The organism is Nocardia sp. NPDC127606 (assembly GCF_042671725.1).
Lineage (GTDB): Bacteria > Actinomycetota > Actinomycetes > Mycobacteriales > Mycobacteriaceae > Nocardia.
The window spans coordinates 183,497-199,993 of record NZ_JBHXWQ010000003.1 but is presented as its reverse complement, the minus strand read 5'-3'; the positions used below and the strand labels follow the sequence as shown (position 1 = coordinate 199,993).

Sequence of the window (16,497 nt, the reverse complement as noted above, 5' to 3'; positions counted from 1 at the left end):
GTGTCGCCGAAGTGATCTTGTAGCGAACCCCGCCAGATGGCCTCGGCGAATCCGGGTCGGACCGCCGGTGGTGACGGGTACTGTTCTCGTTCGGCCGCCCCGGAACTGTGAAATGTCCTGGGCGACTGGAGCAAGGAGTTATCTCATGGCATTCACCAGTCAGCGTGGACTGCGCCGATTCGCGGCGATCCCGGCTGTTGCGAGTCTCGTGCTGGCCGCGGCCTGCTCGTCGGGCGAGACAGCCGCCGCGCCGGGCGTCACCAGCACGCCCTGTCCCGGTTCGCCGAACACCGATCGCGGCTGCATCTATCTCGGGGTGCTCTCGGATCTGGCGAACGGGCCGTTCACCCCGCTCGGCGCCTCGATGAACGACGGTCAGGTGGCGTTCTGGAAGCAGGTGAACGCGGCGGGCGGCATCGGTGGCTACGACATCGACATCAGCACCTACACCCGCAACACCTCCTACGATCCGCGCACCCATCGCAGCGCGTATGAGGAGATCGAGCCGAACGTGCTCGCGTTGTCGATGAGTTTCGGGACCGCGCAGACCGTCGCGATGCTGAACCAGATGGACGCCGACGACATGGTGAGCACCGCGGCCACCCAGTGGTCGGGCTGGAACTATCGCAGCGCCGACCGCAATCTGGTGCTCAGCGCGGGCTACTCCTACTGCACCGAAGCGGTGACCGGGCTCGACTGGTTCGCCGAAACCCACTACACGCCGCACAATATCGCCGTCGTCGCCTATCGCGGCAACTACGGCGGCGACTACGCCAGCGGCGCCCTGAAGTGGGCGCTGGCCAACGACGCCACCATCGCCGATCGCATCGACACCGGACCCAATGCCGAGGTCGGCAACCAGGACGGCCCCGTGGCGGAGATCATGGCGGCGGCGCCGGACCTGGTGATGCTGGCCACCGGACCCGCCGAGACCGCGGAGATCGTGGGCAAGCTCGTGAAATCGGGCTTCACCGGCCGGTTCCTCGGCTCGCTGCCCACCTGGAACGCGGCACTGCTGCAATCGGCGGCGGCGCCCGCGCTGACCGCGCTCTACAACTACACGACCCCGGTCGACAGCTGGGCAGGCGACAGCGTGGGCGCCAAGCACGCCCGCGACGCGATCACCGGCGAACCGGCCAACTTCGGCTATTCGCTGGGCTGGGCGATCACCTATCCGCTCAAAGCCCTGCTCACCGCAGCGGCGGCGAACGGCGAACTCACCCGCGCCGGCCTGCGCCGCAGCGTCGGCGCGATGAAACCCGACGGTGAGGGCATGGTCGTGATCCACCCGGCGGGTGCGGCCGAACCGGATCTGGAGACGGAGTGGTCAGCGGTGTTCGAACCGGACCGGGAGGCGCCGATGGGCGCCAGAGCGGTGAGTATCGGCTACCAGGGCAAGACACTGGGTCGGCTGAACCTGCACGAGCCCTGCACCCGCTTGTAGGAGATCAGCTCGCGGCGATCATGGCGACCGCCGTGAGCGCGAGCACCATGCCGACCTTCTGGGTGGCGCTGATGCGTTCGCCGAGCAGGACCATCGCCAGCAGCACGGTCGCCGCCGGATACAGCGAGCCGATCACGCTCACCACCGACAGCATCGCGCCATGGAAGGCGTAGAGCAGCGCGGCGTTGGCGATCACATCGAGCACGCCGACCGCCAAGGCCAAGCGCAGCGGTTCACCGTGCAGGCCACGGAATTCACCTGCCGCCAGCGCCGATGTCCACACCACCGCGGTTGCCGCCACACGCTGGGCGAGCAGGGGCCACAGTCCCGCGCTCGCACTGGTTTCGTGCAGGAAGTAGAACGCGAAACCGAAAGCGGCGCCCGACCCGATCGTGAGGAGCGCGACCCGGCGGGTGAAACGCAGTTGCCTGCCGCCGGTGATCTCCTCGGTGGTTTCGTCGGGTGCCTCCCGGCTGACGAGCACCACCGCGACCAGGGCCACGGCGATGCCCGCGATCGCGATCGAGCCCGGCCGTTCGCCGAGAAAGAACCCCGCGATGACCGGGATCCCCGCGACCAGCACCGCGGTCAGCGGCGACACCACCGACATGGGACCGTCGGCGAGCGCGGCGTAGAACCACCACACCGCCAAGCCGCTGGCCACACCGGCGGCCAGTCCCCACAGCACCGACGCGGTGTCGGCATGTCCGCCCACCAGCGGCGCGATCAGCAAGACCAGCAGTACGGAAAACGGGTACGACACCACGACCACGCGCAGCGCCGTGACCCTGCGCGCGGCGATCCCGCCGAAGAAGTCGCTGACTCCGTAGCCCGCCGCCGCGACGAGGGCGAGCACTACGGAGATCAACGCATGCCTTTGACCCGCCGACCTACTTCACGGGTGACCTCGCGCTCGGCCTGCTTGCGGGCCAGATCCTGACGCTTGTCGTAGTCCTGCTTGCCCTTGGCGAGCGCGAGCTCCACCTTCACCTTGCCGTCGGAGAAGTACATCGACAGCGGCACCAGCGTCTGGTTGCCCTCGCGCGACTTGCCGACCAGGTGCTCGATCTCACGCTTGTGCAGCAGCAGCTTGCGGGTGCGGCGCGGCGAATGGTTGGTCCAGGTGCCGTGGCTGAACTCCGGGATGTGCAGCCCGCGCAACCAGACCTCACCGTGGTCGACGGTCGCGAAGGCGTCGACCAGCGAGGCCTTGCCCTCACGCAGGCTCTTCACCTCGGTGCCGACCAGCGCGATCCCCGCCTCATAGACGTCGAGGATCGTGTAGTTGTGCCGCGCCCGGCGGTTGGTCGCGATGACCTTGCGCCCCTTTTCCTTCATAACGGTCAACTGTAAGTGACGGCGCCAGCGCTTTATTCCATGGCTGACTCAGACCCTGGCGGCCGCCCTGGCCAGTGCGCGGTCGCGCTGCTCCTCGAAACGGGCCGCCTTGACCTCGAGGTCGAGCAGGTAGGTGTGCAGCTCGTCGCGGGCGATTTCGCCTTCGGGGCCGAAATCGGTGCGCTCGAAGATTCGCCAGATCCGCAGGGTCGGGCGAAGGACGACGTCGAGGTGCTGGCGCAGGTCGTAGACGCCGTGCTTGGCGAGCAGCACCGCGTTGCGGCGGAAGTTGGGCTGGTTGAGGCCGGGCATCTGGAAACGCAGGATCACGTCGGTGATGGCGCGCATGGCCTCGTCGGGGGTGAGGTCGAGGGCGGCGGCACACAGCTTGCGGTAGAAGATCATGTGCAGGTTCTCGTCGGCGGCGATCCGGGCCAGCATGCGATCGGCGACCGGGTCGTCGCACAGGGCGCCGGTGTTGCGGTGGCTGATTCTGGTCGCGAGCTCCTGCAACGTGACGTAGGCGACGCCCTTGAGGAACTGCGAACCCTTCTCCGGCTTGGCGATGCCCGCGGTCATGTGCGACATCCTGGCCTCTTCGAGCGCGACCGGGTCGACGGCGCGGGTCACGACGAGGTAGTCGCGCAGGACGATGCCGTGGCGGTTCTCCTCGGCGGTCCACCGGCCGACCCAGGTGCCCCAGGCGTTGTCGAAGCCGAAGGTGTCGGCGAGTTCGCGGTGGTAGGAGGGCAGGTTGTCCTCGGTGAGCAGGTTGGTGATCATCGCCGCCTTGGCGACCTCGCTCAGTCGCGACTGCTCGGGGTCCCAGTCGTCGCCGCCCATGGCCGCGAAGTTGCGGCCCTCGTCCCACGGCACGTAGTCGTGGGGGTGCCACATCTTGGCCTTGGACAGGTGGTCGTTGAGGTTGGCTTCGGCCGTCGGCTCGAGCTCGGCGAGGATGTCGCTGTCGGACAGGTGGAGCGTCATGGGTCGACGCTACGAGGCGAACGGTGGGTTCTCGGGGTTATTGCCGAGATTTCCGCGACTACTCATCACAACTGTCGACGTGCGGCGATGATCGGTCACAGCGGTGCGGGGGCCCGAAGCTGCCGACGTGCAGTGGCACCGAATCCCACTGGGCGCGGTCGGGCGTGAGGTCGCCGACCACCAGCACGCCCGCGTCGGCGAATGCGCCTCTGGCTCGGGCGATGTGGTCCTCGGAGGTGACGAGAACGACCGAGCGCAAGCCCCGGTCGGCGAGTATCGCAGCGGTGTTGCGAGCATTGGCCACCGTCGAGTCGGCCTCGGATTCGCGCAGGATCCGGCTCTCGTCGATGCCGGCGCCGACCAGCCAGCCGGCCATGGCGTCGGCTTCGGACAGACCGGCTTGCGGGTTGCCGCCGGTGACGATGATCGGCGACCACGGTGCGAAGACGGCCTGGGCCAGGCCCGCGCGCAGTCGTCGCACGAGTTCCTCGCGCATCGTGCCCTCCGGTGTCAGGCCGTAGCCCAGGACCACGACGGCGGTGTCGGGGCCGTAGACGCCGGGCAGGGCCGGCGTGCCGAGCGCCCGCGCGAAGTCGAGACCGGGTGGGGCCGGAAAGTCGGCACCGGCGGGTACCGGCACGCAGGCCAATCCCGTGACCGCTATCGCCGCGCACACCACACGCTTGCCCCAAGTCCACCGCACCATTGCCGTCGCCTCCTCGAGCTCGGGCCGATCTCCGTGATCGGTCCCGCTCGGCAACGGTGCGCCGGGTCGACTACCACCGACATCCCTTCGACCTGCGGTTACGACAACTCACATGCGCATGTGAGCCACCGCTGGTGCGTGGCATCGCAAAATTTCCGGAATCGGACGTCGAGGACTACGAGGCCTTGGCGAGCGCACGATCGAACGGCGGCACCCAGGGCGACCCGGGAACACGACCGTCAGTGACACAGCACTGGATCCGACAGCGGTGTATGGGACCGCGCAGCACCGTTTGCGCACGCTGTTGCGACTATCGAACCCCGACGATGGGACTGCGGGGGCGGAACGTCAGCCTGGGCTCAGTACGAGGTAGAGGACCAAGGCGGCGGTGAAGATGGCGATCAGCGCGAGGGTCGACCAGCGTGGCCTACCGCGGTGGATCACGCCGTGGTGGACGCCGAGGAGAGTGGGCGCGACGACCGGGTCGATGTGACGGTGCGGCATCGGGGGTGTCGGGGTATCGGCTCCCGCACTCGGGCTGCCGCCCGACGTATCGTCGTCCGAGCCTTCACCGTTCGCCATGACTCGACAGTAACTCGGCGTCGTCCGATTCGGTGCGGGTTGCTCTCCGCCGCGCGTGTACGCCCTGCTGGGTGCGGGCACCCAGGCGAAAGTGGACCGCTATTCCTCGGCCAGCGTGGTCAGCACCCCCTCGCCGTAGCGGGCCAATTTGTTCTCGCCGACGCCGGCGACGGTGCCGAGGGCGGCGAGGTCGGCGGGTTTGCGCGCGGCGATCTCGCGCAGGGTGGCGTCGTGGAACACCACGTAGGCGGGCACGCCCTGCTCTTTCGCCGTTGCGGCACGCCAGGCCCGCAGGCGCTCGAACACTCCGACGTCGGCGGCGGGCAGATCCGCGGTCGCCTTGGCCGATCTCGCGCTACGCGCGGGCCGGGCGGCGCGTTCGGGCTCGCGCCGCATCGGCACCTTCCTGCCCTCGAACAGCACCTCGTTGCTCTCGTCGGTCAGTGCGAGGACACCGTATTCGCCCTGCACCGCGAGCAGACCGCCCGCGAGCAGCTGCCGCACCACTCCGCGCCATTCGGTATCGCGCAGATCGGTGCCGATACCGAACACCGAGAGCTCGTTGTGCCGATGCTGGGTGATCTTCTGGTTGGTCTTGCCGAGCAGGATGTCGACGAGATGGCCCGCGCCGAACGATTGTCCGCGTTCGCGTTTGAGCCGCAGCACCGTGGACAGCAACTTCTGCGCGGGCACCGTGCCGTCCCAGGTCTCGGGCGGGTTCAGGCACACATCGCAGTTGCCGCAGGCGCCGCCGGTCTGACCGAAGTAGTTGAGCAGCCGCGCGCGACGGCAGCCGACGGTCTCGCACAGGGCGAGCATGGCGTCGAGGTGCAGTTGCAGCTGCCTGCGATGGGCCGCGTCGCCCTCGCTGGAGTCGATCATCTTGCGTTGCTGCACAACGTCATTGAGGCCGTAGACCATCCAGGCTGTCGACGGCAGACCGTCGCGGCCCGCGCGGCCGGTCTCCTGGTAGTACCCCTCGACCGATTTCGGCAGGTCGAGGTGAGCCACGAAGCGCACGTCGGGTTTGTCGATGCCCATGCCGAAGGCGATGGTGGCGACCACGATCAGGCCGTCCTCGCGCAGGAATCTGGACTGGTTCTCGGCACGGGTCCGGAAATCCAGGCCCGCGTGATAGGGCACCGCGCGAATGCCGTTCTCGTTGAGCATGGCCGCGGTCTTCTCCACCGAATTACGCGAGAGGCAGTAGACGATGCCCGCGTCGCCGGGGTGCTCGGCGCGGATGAAGTCCAGCAGCTGACGGTCGGCGCGGTTCTTCGATTCGATCCGGTACTGGATGTTGGGCCGGTCGAAGCTGGAGATGAACTGTTTCGCGGCGCCGAGATCCAGCCGTTCGACGATCTCGGCGGCGGTCTTCTCGGTGGCGGTCGCGGTGAGCGCGATGCGCGGGACATCGGGCCAGCGCTCGTGCACCAGGGACAGGGCCAGGTAGTCGGGCCGGAAGTCGTGGCCCCACTGCGACACGCAGTGCGCCTCGTCGATCGCGAACAGCGCGATCTTGCCGCGGTCGAGCAGCCGCAGCGTGGCTTCCAGTCGTAGGCGTTCCGGCGCCAGATAGAGCAGGTCCAGATCGCCCGAGACGAACTGCGCCTCCACCGTCCGCCGCTGATCCGGCGACTGGGTGGAGTTGAGGAATCCGGCCCGCACACCGAGGGCGCTCAGCGCGTCGACCTGGTCCTGCATGAGGGCGATCAGCGGTGAGACGACGACGCCGACGCCATCGCGGACCAGTGAGGGGACCTGGTAGCAGAGGGATTTGCCGCCACCGGTCGGCATCAGCACCAGCGCGTCGCCGCCGCCGACGACCTGTTCGACGATGGCCGCTTGGTCGCCGCGGAAACTGTCGTAGCCGAAGACGCGGCGTAGGACCTCGTCGGCGGTCTCGGCGCAGTCGGGAGCCGCGACCCGGCCCGGTGTGGCCGGGGCGAGGTCGTCGAAGTGGAAGTCGCCGGTGTCGGCGAAGTCGTGCTCGGAGACGTACCCGCCGCCGGACGGGTACGCGTCGTCGGGTGGGAAGTCCTCGGGCGGGAAGTCGTCGACATCGGGGGCTGTGGCGCCGGAATTGCTCACCGGGCCATCCTACGAGCGAGCGCCGGTCGCGCAGCCCGTCGACCGGAGCCGACGGCGGCGGATGCCGAAGTTGCGCACCTGTGGATAACTCCGATTCACCCGCGCAAACGGCCGAGGACCTCGTCGTGGAGCAGGCCGTTGGAAGCCACGGCGTCGCCGCCGTGCGGGCCGGAGCGTCCGTCCAGGGAGGTGAACGCGCCACCCGCCTCGCGAACCAGGATGTCGAGGGCGGCCAGGTCCCACAGCGAGACCTCCGGCTCGGCGGCGATATCGACCGCACCCTCCGCGACCAGGCAGTAGTTGAAGAAATCGCCGTAGCCGCGCACTCGCCAGACGGCGTCGGTGAGGTCGATGAACTTCTCGCGCAGGCCGCGCTCGTGCCAGCCGGACAGACTGGAGAAGGCCAGGCTCGCGGCGTCGAGGTCGGCGACCGCGGATACCGAGATCGGCTTGGGCGCTCCGGGGTGGACCTGTACCCACGCACCCGAACCGGCGGCGGCCCACCAGCGCCTGCCCAGTGCGGGCGCGCTCACCACGCCGACCACCGGAACACCGTCCTCCAACAGAGAGATCAGGCTGGCCCACACCGGCACGCCGCGGACGAAGTTCTTGGTGCCGTCGATCGGGTCGACCACCCACTGTCTGCCGCTGAACTCGGCGTCGCCGCCGAATTCCTCGCCCAGGACGGCGTCGCCCGGGCGTTCGTCGGCGAGTACGCGGCGGATCACCTGTTCCACCGCGAGATCGGCATCCGAGACCGGGGTGAGGTCCGGTTTCGAGTCGACTCTGAGGTCGACGGCGCCGAAGCGCTCCTGCGAGATGGCGTCGGCCTGGTCGGCCAGTCGCAGGGCAAGGTCCAGGTCAGCGGAGTAGGCAGCCACGGTGGGAGTGTATTCGCCGAGCCGACCCGCTCGAGTTCGCGGCGCGGTGAACACCGTTGCCGTTGCCTGCCCCAGCTCAGCGGCTCCGGCCGGGTGCGCGACAACGTGGCGAAGCGCCTGGTCAGGCCACGACCTGGGCTGTTTTCGCTGCGACCAGAGCACTTGTCCACCAGTGCAGCTGGTCGAGCAGGGCCGTGGCGGCAGCTTCGGGTTCCTGCGGGTCGTGCAGTTGGCCGGTCTCGTCGAAGAGCATGTAGTAGCGCGGGAACGAGACGTAGTGGCGCACGGTGTGGGCGTTGAGTTCGTTGAAGACCTGGCGCAGGTGTTCGATGGCCAGGAGTCCGCCGGAGCCGCCGCTGTAGCCGACGAAGCCGATCGCCTTGGCGTCCCACTGGGTGAAGTGCCAGTCGATGGCGGCTTTGAGGGCGGCGGGGTAGCTGCGGTTGTAGTCGGGGGTGACGATGACGTAGGCGTCGGCGGCGGCCAGGCGGTCGGTGAGGTCGCGCATGTCGGCGGGGCGGACCGGGTCGGGGTCGAGGGCGGGCGGCACGGCGGGCAGGGCGGGCAGGGTGGTGTCGGCGAGGTCGATGATGTCGACTTCGAAGCGGTCGTCGACCTGCTGTGCGAACCAGTTCGCGACGACGGGGCCGAATCGGCCGTCACGGACACTGCCGATAATGATCGCGAGCTTCAGCGTGGACACGATGTTCTCCTCTACGTCGTACCGGCCCGATCAGCCGGTACGACCAAATCTCGCGGACCGCGAGCGTCGCAGGGAGACCACGCTGAGAGTGGTAGTGGCACGGCCACTCTGCGTGACGCCGCGCTGGGTACCGTCGAAGAGGTGAGCGACAACGAACTCGGGCTGTTCCTGCGGACCCGCCGCGAAGCGGTCTCCCCCGCCGAGGTCGGGCTGCCCGCCGGACAACGCAGGCGCACGCCGGGTCTGCGTCGCGCCGAGGTCGCGATGCTGGCGGGCGTCAGTGTCGAGTATCTGATCCGGCTGGAGCAAGGTCGCGACAGCCATCCCTCCGCTCAGGTGTTGTCCGCGTTGGCCGAGACACTGCGGCTGAGTCCCCGTGAGCGCGTCCATCTGCACCAACTCAGCAAGGGCGTGTCCGGGTTCAGTTGTGGCGCTGCCGAGAACGGTCCCAACCGCACGGTGCGTCCGACGATCCTGGCGATCCTCGCCCAGCTGGAACCGGCGCCCGCCGCGATCACCAACCGCTTCACCGAGATCCTCGCCTGCACCGAGGGCTACCGGAAGCTGATGGCGCCCGCGGGGTTGTTCGAGCAGGGCGAGCCCGCCAACGTCGCCCGATTCGTGTTCACCCACCCCGGCGCCCGCGAGCTGTACCCGGAGTGGGACGCGGCCGCCGACAAGCTGGTCGCTTCGCTCAAACAGGGCCCGTTCCGCGCCGATCCGATGGTCGCCGCCCTGGTCGACGAACTCACCGTCACGGCGGGCAGCGCCTTCACCGATCGCCTCGCGACGCTGCCCGGACTGCCGTCGTCGGGCGGTATCGACCGCATCGGTCACCCCGAGGCTGGCACGCTGCGACTGGCCTACGAGTCGCTGGATCTCTCCATCGACGACGACCAGTCGCTCTATGTCCTGCTCCCCGCCGACGAGGCCAGCGCGAACGCCCTCGACCAGCTGGTCGGACGCCGCCCAGGAGGCCTGCGGTCCATCGCAAGCTGACCGAATAGGCACGGTGTCGGACGGGACCGGTAGCCTAGGACATCGTGCATCCTGACGTTATCGCCGACCTCGCAGAACTCGACACCACGCTCAAGACGGTCGAGTCGGTCCTCGATGTCGAGGAGCTACGCCGCCGCATCGATGAACTCGAGCACCAGGCCGCCGATCCCGAGCTGTGGAACAACCAGGAGCACGCCCAGCAGGTGACCAGTGAGCTCTCGCACGCGCAGAGCGAATTGCGCCGTGTCGAGGATCTGCGCCAGCGGCTCGAGGACCTGCCGGTGCTCTACGAACTGGCCGAGGCCGAAGAGGACGCGGCCGCCGCCGAAGCCACCGCCGACGCCGACGCCGAGCGCGCCGCACTGCGCGTGGACGTCGAGGCGATGGAAGTGCGCACCCTGCTCTCGGGCGAGTACGACAAGCGTGACGCGCTGGTCAACATCCGTTCCGGCGCCGGCGGCGTCGACGCCGCCGACTGGGCGATGATGCTGATGCGCATGTACATCCGCTGGGCCGAGCGGCACAAGTTCCCCGTCGAGGTCTACGACACCTCCTACGCCGAAGAAGCGGGCCTCAAGAGCGCCACCTTCGCGGTGAAGGCGCCCTACGCCTACGGCACGTTGTCGGTGGAGATGGGCACGCACCGCCTGGTCCGGATCAGCCCGTTCGACAACCAGGGCCGTCGCCAGACCTCCTTCGCCGAGGTCGAGGTCCTGCCCGTGGTGGAGACGACCGACCACATCGAGATCCCCGAGGGTGAGATCCGGGTCGACGTGTACCGCTCGTCGGGCCCCGGCGGCCAGTCGGTCAACACCACCGACTCCGCGGTACGCCTGACCCACATTCCCACCGGCATCGTCGTGACCTGCCAGAACGAGAAGTCGCAGCTGCAGAACAAGATCTCGGCCATGCGCGTGCTGCAGGCCAAGCTGCTCGAGCGCAAGCGCCAGGAGGAGCGTGCCACGATGGACGCGCTCAAGACCAACGAGGGCGCGTCGTGGGGCAACCAGATGCGTTCCTACGTGCTGCACCCGTACCAGATGGTCAAGGACCTGCGCACCAACCACGAAGTCAACAATCCGACCGCGGTCCTCGACGGCGACATCGACGGCTTCATCGAGTCCGGAATCCGTTGGCGCATGCGCGATCAGGACGACGCGTAGCCAGCTGTTCGCTCACAAACCGTGCGCTTCAGCACGTTTGACCGCACGCCGTGACCGACCTGTAACCTTTCTGGTGTGCGTTCGACCGAACCGAAACTGTGCCTGTGCAGGTCCATGAAGGAGACGCGATGACCGACGTCCTCGCGGCCAGCAGCGGACCCGAGATCAGCGACTGGATGCGTTCCAGTGGGCTGGAAATCGTCCTGCTGATCGTCGGCGCGATGTTGTTCGGCCGGTTCGCCGCGTTCCTGCGCGACCGGGTGACCACCAAGATCGACTCGGGTTTCCAGACCAGCGACGCCCTGGTTCGCACCGAAGCGGCCAAGCACCGTCACGCGCTGGCACAGGTGGTCACGTGGGTGGTGCTGACCATCGTGTACGTGCTGGTCGGCATGGAGGTGTTGCGCAGGCTGGGCTTCGCGGTGACGGGTCTGGTCGCGCCGGCGGCGGTGCTCGGTGCCGCGCTCGGTTTCGGCGCGCAGCGCATCGTCCAGGACATTCTGGCCGGGTTCTTCCTGATCACCGAGCGCCAATACGGCTTCGGTGACGTGGTGCAGATCTCGGTCACCGGCTCCGCCGACCCGGCCGAGGGCACCGTCGAGGACGTGACGCTGCGCATCACCACGCTGCGTAACTCCGACGGCGAGGTGATCATCGTCCCCAACGGGCAGATCGTGAAAGTCACCAATCTGTCCAAGGATTGGGCGCGGGCCGCGATCGACGTCCCGGTGTCGGCGCAGGCCGATATCACCAAGATCAACGAGATCCTGCACGCGGTGTGCACCAAGGCCTACGAGGATCGCCGCCTCAAACCGCTGCTGCTCGACGAGCCGTCGGTGATGGGTGTCGAGGATCTCTCGCTCGACGTGATGAACATCCGGATGGTTGCCCGCACATTGCCAGGCAAACAATTCGAAGTGGGTCGCGAACTGCGCGTGCGCGTCGCCGCGGCCCTGCGTAAGGAGGGAATCAGTGAAACCACGTAAGTCCACAGCGATCCTGATGGCGGCGTGGCTGTCGACGTTTGTCGTGTACCTGTTCGTCAAACCCACCGATACCGCCGCCGAAGGCCCGACGACGTTCCTCAATGCGGTACCGACCTGGGTGAATGCCGACCCCCAACCCTGATCGGCGCGCCGCGTCCCGCTGAGACGGCTCGTTCGCTGGTTACACTGGCTCCCCGTGATCACCATGCGCAACGTGACCAAGTCGTACGAGACCTCGACGCGACCGGCGCTGGACAACGTTTCCGTCGATGTGGAAAAAGGCGAGTTCGTCTTCATCATCGGCCCGTCCGGTTCGGGCAAGTCGACCTTCATGCGACTCCTGCTCAAGGAAGAGGCGCCGACATCGGGCGAGATCCGGGTCGCGGATTTCCGCGTCGACCGGTTGCCGGGCCGGAAGGTGCCCAAGTTGCGGCAGCGGATCGGCTGCGTGTTCCAGGACTTCCGGCTGTTGCAGCAGAAGACCGTGGAACAGAACGTCGCGTTCGCGCTGGAGGTGATCGGCAAGCGGCGCCAGTTCATCGAGCGGACGGTGCCCGAGGTGCTCGACATGGTCGGGCTCGGCGGTAAAGGACAGCGGTTGCCGTCGGAGCTGTCCGGTGGTGAGCAGCAGCGGGTCGCGATCGCGCGCGCGTTCGTCAACCGGCCGCTGGTCCTGCTCGCCGACGAGCCGACCGGCAACCTCGACCCCGACACCAGCGCCGACATCATGGCGCTGCTGGAACGGATCAATCGCGTCGGCACCACGGTGCTGATGGCCACCCACGACAATCACATCGTCGACGCCATGCGAAGGCGGGTGGTGGAACTCGACCACGGCAGACTCGTGCGCGACGAAGCGACCGGCGTCTACGGGGTGGGTCGATAATGCGACTGAGTTTCCTGTTCACCGAGGTCGTCGACGGCCTGCGCCGCAATCTCACGATGACCATCGCGATGATCCTGACCACGGCCGTGTCGCTGATGATGCTCGGCGGCGGCATGCTGTCGGTGCGGATGGCCGACAAGACCGAGAACTTCTTCATCGGCCGCCTCGAGGTGCGTTTCTACCTCGACGACGCGGTCTCCGACACCGATCCCGACTGCGCCGTCGACCCGTGCAAGGCGCTGCTCGCCGACCTCAAGCAGACCTCGGGTGTTGAGAGCGTGCAGTTCCTCAACCGTGCCGACGCGCTCGAGGAGGCGAAGAAGCTGTTCGCGGATCAGCCGGAGATGGTGCAGTACATCGCCGACTCGCCCTTGCCCGCTTCGTTGCGGGTCAAGATGACCGACGCCGACCAGTATCAGCACATCTACGACAGCTTCGCGACGCGGCCGGGCGTGCGGATCGTGGCCAATGACAAGGAGTTCGTCGACCGGCTGACCAGCCTGTTCGACGGGCTACGCAACGCCGCGTTCGGCTTGGCCCTGGTGATGGCATTGGCCGCGATGCTGCTGGTGTTGAACATGGTGCAGATCGCCGCGTTCACGCGGCGCACGGAAGTCGGCATCATGCGCCTGGTGGGCGCGACCCGCTGGTATACCCAGCTGCCGTTCCTGCTCGAGGCGGTCGCGGCGGCCTTCGTCGGTTCGGCGCTCGCGGTTCTCGGCCTGGTCATCGCGCGTCCGCTGGTGATCGACCGGGCGCTCGGCCCCCTGTTCGACAGCAATGTCTTCCCGCGCATCACCGGCGACGACATCGCGGTGGTGGCCCTGACGATCGCGCCCGTCGGCATCGTCTTCGCCGCCGTTACCGCCTATCTCACCCTGCGCTACTACGTCCGCGAATAGCGATTGTGCGCGGCGGGCCCGGCTCGGTCGGTCCCGCCGCGTCGCCGACGGAAGCACCGAGCGTGGTGCTACTTCAGACCCGTCACCGGGAGTCCCCCGGCGTTGGCGAGGCTCGCGCCGAGTTGCGCGGCGAGCTGGGATCGCCGGCGGTCGAGGTCGGCGATGCGCCGTTCCAGCTCGGCGGTTCTGTCGGCCATGACTCGCACCGACATCTCGCAGGCCTGGACCGGTCCCGCGTCCTGCGCGCACGGCATGAGCAGGGCGATGTCATCGGTGTTCAGGCCCGCGGCCAGCAGTTCCCTGATCCGGGCGACCGTGGCCACCGCCGATGCCGGATAGCTTCGATAACCGTTGCTGTCCCGGTGCGGATGCAACAGACCCTGTTCCTCGTAGTAGCGCAGCAGCCGGGTGGCGACCCCGGTGCGTCGTGCCAATTCGCCGATCAGCATGTGAGCACCGGCACCTTCGGCTTGACCTTCACACCCATGTCAATCCCTAACGTCGCCGCCATGACCACGATTCCCCTGCACACCACCGTCCATGGCTCCGGCCCCGGAATCGTCCTCGCGCACGGCGCGGGCGGCGGGATCGAGAGCAACTTCGGCACCGTGATTCCGGCGCTCGCCGACGCACACACCGTGGTCGCCTCGGACTACCCGGGCGACGACACCCCGCTGGACCTCGACGACCTCGCCGACGCCCTGGTGTCGGCCGCCGTCGACGCGGGCGTCGAGACCTTCACCATCATCGGATTCTCCCTCGGCACCGCGGTGGCCGTGCGCGCCGCCGTCCGTCACCCCGACCGGGTCACCGGCCTCCTGCTCACCGCGGGCCTGACCGCCCCCGACAATCGCGCCCAGCTCGTCGTGCGGTCCTGGCAGGACCTCCTGGATCGAGGCGACCACGAATCCTTCGCCCGTCTCGTCGTGCTCACCGGCTTCTCCACCGGGTTCGTCAACGCGCTGCCCGTGGCCGCGATCGATGACATCGTCGGCCAGACCGCCGCCTCGATTCCCGGCGGTACCCGGCAACAGGCGGCGCTGGTCGAGTCGGTCGACACCACGGCCGACCTGGCCGCCGTCGCGGTGCCCACTCTCGTCGTGGCGACCACTGCCGACCTGCTGGTCGATCCCGCGAACTCGCGGGCACTGGCCGCGGCGATTCCCGGCGCCGAGTACGCCGAGATCGAGGCAGGCCATGTCGTCATGGTCGAGCGCCCCGACGAGTGGCAGAAGCTGCTGACCGAATTCCTCGACCGCCACGGGGTCTAGAAACCGGGTAGCGGCTTCGCGATCCGTCACCCGAGCGTGCGCAACTGCGACCACAGCTGCGACCACGGCCGGATCGGGTTACGGCAGACGAACATCGGCTCGCCCTGTTCGTCGTTGTCGATGCCGAGGCTGTTGTCGAGCACACCCGCGGGTTCGACGGTCGAACACAGCTCGGTGAGTCGTGCATGGTCGATGCCGACGGTGAGGACCTCCGTCGCGGTGTCGGGTGGAGGGCCCCACCACCAGTAGGCGTTGTGGCCGGAATGTGGTGTGGGCAGGCCATATTCAGGGCCGAAGCGCTCGATCGCGCCCGCTTCGCCGTAGTTGGCGGTGAGGATGGGTGCGCCGGGCGGGCGGGCGGCGGCGATCTGTTCGACGTAGCGGGGCCAGGCGATGGTCTCGCCCGCGTCGTAGTTGATCGCGAGGACCGGAGAGTCGCGCAGCCACGCGATGGGCAGCACCGGCAGAAACAACACCGCCGACATCACCGCGTTGACCATGGCTACCGAAGCGACTGCCGCCCAGCGCTTTCGGTCCGTACCCAGCCACCGGCACAGCCCGACGGCACCCGCCGCGAGCAACACCGGGTACATCCCGCCGAGGTAATAGGCCTTGCCGCCGGTCACGAGAAACATCACGAACAGCACCGCGTAGGTCAGCGGAAACGCCCGCCACCGCGAATGCCACAACCGCCACAATCCGTACCCCCACAGCGGAACCAGCAGTGGCCCGAACAGCCCGAACTGCAAGAGCACGAACATGATCGGCGTATCCGAGGTACCCGACGAACCGCCGGCGATGGCTCTGCTCAGCTCCCACTGCGGCCACCCGTTGTCGGCCTGCCACCACAGATACGGCAACCACAACACCAGCGCGAAGCCGACAGCGAACCCGAAGCACCTGGTCGCGAACAGCTTTCGTTGTCCAGACAATGCCAGTGCCGCGGCCAGCACCCCGACCGGCACGATCAGCAGTACCTTGTTCTGGAGACCTATCCCGACTGCCGGTCCGATCACCAGCCACCAGCGCGGATCCCGCCCGAGCTTGAGCACGAGCAGACAGATCAGCGACCAGGCCGCCAGATCGAACACCGTCGTCCCCAGCAGATGCCCCACGCCCATCATCAGCGCGGAACTCGCGACCGCACCGGCCGCCAGCGCTCGCGCACCACGCCCACCGCCCAACTCCCCCGCCATCAACCCGGCACACACCACGACGAAGGTCGCCGCGGCGATGGCGGGCAATCTCATGACACATAACGAATCGGGATCGACCGCAGCCATGAGTCTGGCCAGAAACGGCGACAACGGCGGCTGATCGGGGTAAGACCAGTCCAGCCGCCGACCCGCGGCCAGGAAGTACAGCTCGTCGCGGTGGTAGCCGTAGCGCCCCGAGGTCACCAGCAGAACGAGCGCGAAAACCGACGCGATGACGGGCACCCGACCAGCGTGACAGAAACCGGCGATTCGACGACGGGTCAGCACACTTCTTACTCTGGAGTAAGATAGACTTACCGCAGAGTAAGATGGTGGGGTCGAAGGCACCCCGACAGCCGAGG

The 16,497-nt window shown here is 67.8% G+C and carries 18 protein-coding genes; 8 read left to right on the top strand and 10 right to left on the bottom strand.

Going from position 1 to position 16,497, the window contains the following annotated elements; all coding sequences use genetic code 11:
* Positions 1-145: 145 nt before the first annotated feature.
* Entirely contained in the window at positions 146-1,444 is a 1,299-nt protein-coding gene (locus ACFVJ5_RS16555) for an ABC transporter substrate-binding protein (protein WP_379220951.1), read from the top strand.
* Positions 1,445-1,448: 4 nt separating this feature from the next.
* Here the strand turns inward: ACFVJ5_RS16555 and ACFVJ5_RS16550 are convergent, their stop codons facing one another.
* From ACFVJ5_RS16550 to ACFVJ5_RS16515, 8 genes are all read right to left on the bottom strand, one after another.
* Positions 1,449-2,312, bottom strand: a complete 864-nt coding sequence (locus ACFVJ5_RS16550) for an EamA family transporter (protein WP_378632976.1) — start codon at positions 2,310-2,312, stop codon at positions 1,449-1,451.
* Complete coding sequence (smpB, locus tag ACFVJ5_RS16545; protein WP_379220949.1) at positions 2,309-2,782, bottom strand: SsrA-binding protein SmpB; 474 nt, start codon at positions 2,780-2,782, stop codon at positions 2,309-2,311. Before smpB ends, ACFVJ5_RS16550 begins: the two co-directional genes overlap by 4 nt.
* 48 nt (positions 2,783-2,830) lie before the next feature.
* The gene (locus ACFVJ5_RS16540; RefSeq protein WP_378651804.1) at positions 2,831-3,769 is read right to left on the bottom strand and encodes an acyl-ACP desaturase; all 939 of its coding nucleotides are present in this window, start codon (positions 3,767-3,769) and stop codon (positions 2,831-2,833) included.
* Between the two features lie 58 nt (positions 3,770-3,827).
* The gene (locus ACFVJ5_RS16535; RefSeq protein WP_379220947.1) at positions 3,828-4,475 is read right to left on the bottom strand and encodes a YdcF family protein; all 648 of its coding nucleotides are present in this window, start codon (positions 4,473-4,475) and stop codon (positions 3,828-3,830) included.
* Positions 4,476-4,823: 348 nt separating this feature from the next.
* Positions 4,824-5,057, bottom strand: coding sequence for a hypothetical protein (locus ACFVJ5_RS16530; protein ID WP_379220945.1), 234 nt, complete (start codon positions 5,055-5,057; stop codon positions 4,824-4,826).
* Between the two features lie 99 nt (positions 5,058-5,156).
* Positions 5,157-7,148, bottom strand: a complete 1,992-nt coding sequence (gene recQ / locus ACFVJ5_RS16525; RefSeq protein ID WP_379220943.1) for a DNA helicase RecQ — start codon at positions 7,146-7,148, stop codon at positions 5,157-5,159.
* A 95-nt stretch (positions 7,149-7,243) separates the two neighbouring features.
* Positions 7,244-8,029: a histidinol-phosphatase gene (gene hisN / locus ACFVJ5_RS16520; RefSeq protein ID WP_379220941.1), complete on the bottom strand. Its 786-nt coding sequence runs from the start codon at positions 8,027-8,029 to the stop codon at positions 7,244-7,246.
* 121 nt (positions 8,030-8,150) lie between these two features.
* Positions 8,151-8,732 (bottom strand): NADPH-dependent FMN reductase, encoded by a 582-nt coding sequence (locus ACFVJ5_RS16515; protein WP_379220939.1) that lies wholly within the window; start codon positions 8,730-8,732, stop codon positions 8,151-8,153.
* Between the two features lie 141 nt (positions 8,733-8,873).
* On the opposite strand from ACFVJ5_RS16515, the gene ACFVJ5_RS16510 reads away from it, so the two are divergent.
* From ACFVJ5_RS16510 to ftsX, 6 genes are all read left to right on the top strand, one after another.
* Positions 8,874-9,731 (top strand): helix-turn-helix transcriptional regulator, encoded by an 858-nt coding sequence (locus ACFVJ5_RS16510; RefSeq protein ID WP_379220937.1) that lies wholly within the window; start codon positions 8,874-8,876, stop codon positions 9,729-9,731.
* A gap of 44 nt (positions 9,732-9,775) precedes the next feature.
* The gene (gene prfB, locus ACFVJ5_RS16505; protein ID WP_056812604.1) at positions 9,776-10,894 is read left to right on the top strand and encodes a peptide chain release factor 2; all 1,119 of its coding nucleotides are present in this window, start codon (positions 9,776-9,778) and stop codon (positions 10,892-10,894) included.
* 128 nt (positions 10,895-11,022) lie between these two features.
* A complete protein-coding gene (locus ACFVJ5_RS16500) occupies positions 11,023-11,880 on the top strand; it encodes a mechanosensitive ion channel family protein (RefSeq protein ID WP_378632949.1) in 858 nt (285 codons plus the stop codon).
* Positions 11,867-12,022: a hypothetical protein gene (locus ACFVJ5_RS16495; protein WP_378632946.1), complete on the top strand. Its 156-nt coding sequence runs from the start codon at positions 11,867-11,869 to the stop codon at positions 12,020-12,022. Before ACFVJ5_RS16500 ends, ACFVJ5_RS16495 begins: the two co-directional genes overlap by 14 nt.
* 54 nt (positions 12,023-12,076) lie before the next feature.
* On the top strand, positions 12,077-12,766 hold the full coding sequence (ftsE, locus tag ACFVJ5_RS16490; RefSeq protein WP_101466171.1) for a cell division ATP-binding protein FtsE: 690 nt from the start codon (positions 12,077-12,079) through the stop codon (positions 12,764-12,766).
* The gene (gene ftsX, locus ACFVJ5_RS16485) at positions 12,766-13,668 is read left to right on the top strand and encodes a permease-like cell division protein FtsX (RefSeq protein ID WP_379220934.1); all 903 of its coding nucleotides are present in this window, start codon (positions 12,766-12,768) and stop codon (positions 13,666-13,668) included. The genes ftsE and ftsX overlap by 1 nt, the downstream gene beginning before the upstream one ends.
* 68 nt (positions 13,669-13,736) lie before the next feature.
* Here the strand turns inward: ftsX and ACFVJ5_RS16480 are convergent, their stop codons facing one another.
* Positions 13,737-14,117: a MerR family transcriptional regulator gene (locus tag ACFVJ5_RS16480; protein ID WP_379220932.1), complete on the bottom strand. Its 381-nt coding sequence runs from the start codon at positions 14,115-14,117 to the stop codon at positions 13,737-13,739.
* A gap of 60 nt (positions 14,118-14,177) precedes the next feature.
* Here ACFVJ5_RS16480 and ACFVJ5_RS16475 point away from each other — a divergent pair, with 60 nt between their 5' ends.
* Positions 14,178-14,939, top strand: coding sequence for an alpha/beta fold hydrolase (locus ACFVJ5_RS16475; RefSeq protein ID WP_379220931.1), 762 nt, complete (start codon positions 14,178-14,180; stop codon positions 14,937-14,939).
* A gap of 26 nt (positions 14,940-14,965) precedes the next feature.
* On the opposite strand, the gene ACFVJ5_RS16470 is transcribed toward ACFVJ5_RS16475, so the two are convergent.
* Positions 14,966-16,378, bottom strand: a complete 1,413-nt coding sequence (locus ACFVJ5_RS16470) for a glycosyltransferase family 39 protein (RefSeq protein WP_379220929.1) — start codon at positions 16,376-16,378, stop codon at positions 14,966-14,968.
* Positions 16,379-16,497 lie beyond the last annotated feature (119 nt).

Bases quoted from the DNA above. Each gene is read 5' to 3' on its own strand.
- smpB (WP_379220949.1), bottom strand. From the start codon at position 2,782: ATGAAGGAAAAGGGGCGCAAGGTCATCGCGACCAACCGCCGGGCGCGG.
- ACFVJ5_RS16475 (WP_379220931.1), top strand. From the start codon at position 14,178: ATGACCACGATTCCCCTGCACACCACCGTCCATGGCTCCGGCCCCGGA.
- ACFVJ5_RS16500 (WP_378632949.1), top strand. From the start codon at position 11,023: ATGACCGACGTCCTCGCGGCCAGCAGCGGACCCGAGATCAGCGACTGG.
- ACFVJ5_RS16530 (WP_379220945.1), bottom strand. From the start codon at position 5,057: ATGGCGAACGGTGAAGGCTCGGACGACGATACGTCGGGCGGCAGCCCG.
- ACFVJ5_RS16555 (WP_379220951.1), top strand. From the start codon at position 146: ATGGCATTCACCAGTCAGCGTGGACTGCGCCGATTCGCGGCGATCCCG.
- ACFVJ5_RS16480 (WP_379220932.1), bottom strand. From the start codon at position 14,117: ATGCTGATCGGCGAATTGGCACGACGCACCGGGGTCGCCACCCGGCTG.
- ACFVJ5_RS16535 (WP_379220947.1), bottom strand. From the start codon at position 4,475: ATGGTGCGGTGGACTTGGGGCAAGCGTGTGGTGTGCGCGGCGATAGCG.
- ftsX (WP_379220934.1), top strand. From the start codon at position 12,766: ATGCGACTGAGTTTCCTGTTCACCGAGGTCGTCGACGGCCTGCGCCGC.
- ACFVJ5_RS16540 (WP_378651804.1), bottom strand. From the start codon at position 3,769: ATGACGCTCCACCTGTCCGACAGCGACATCCTCGCCGAGCTCGAGCCG.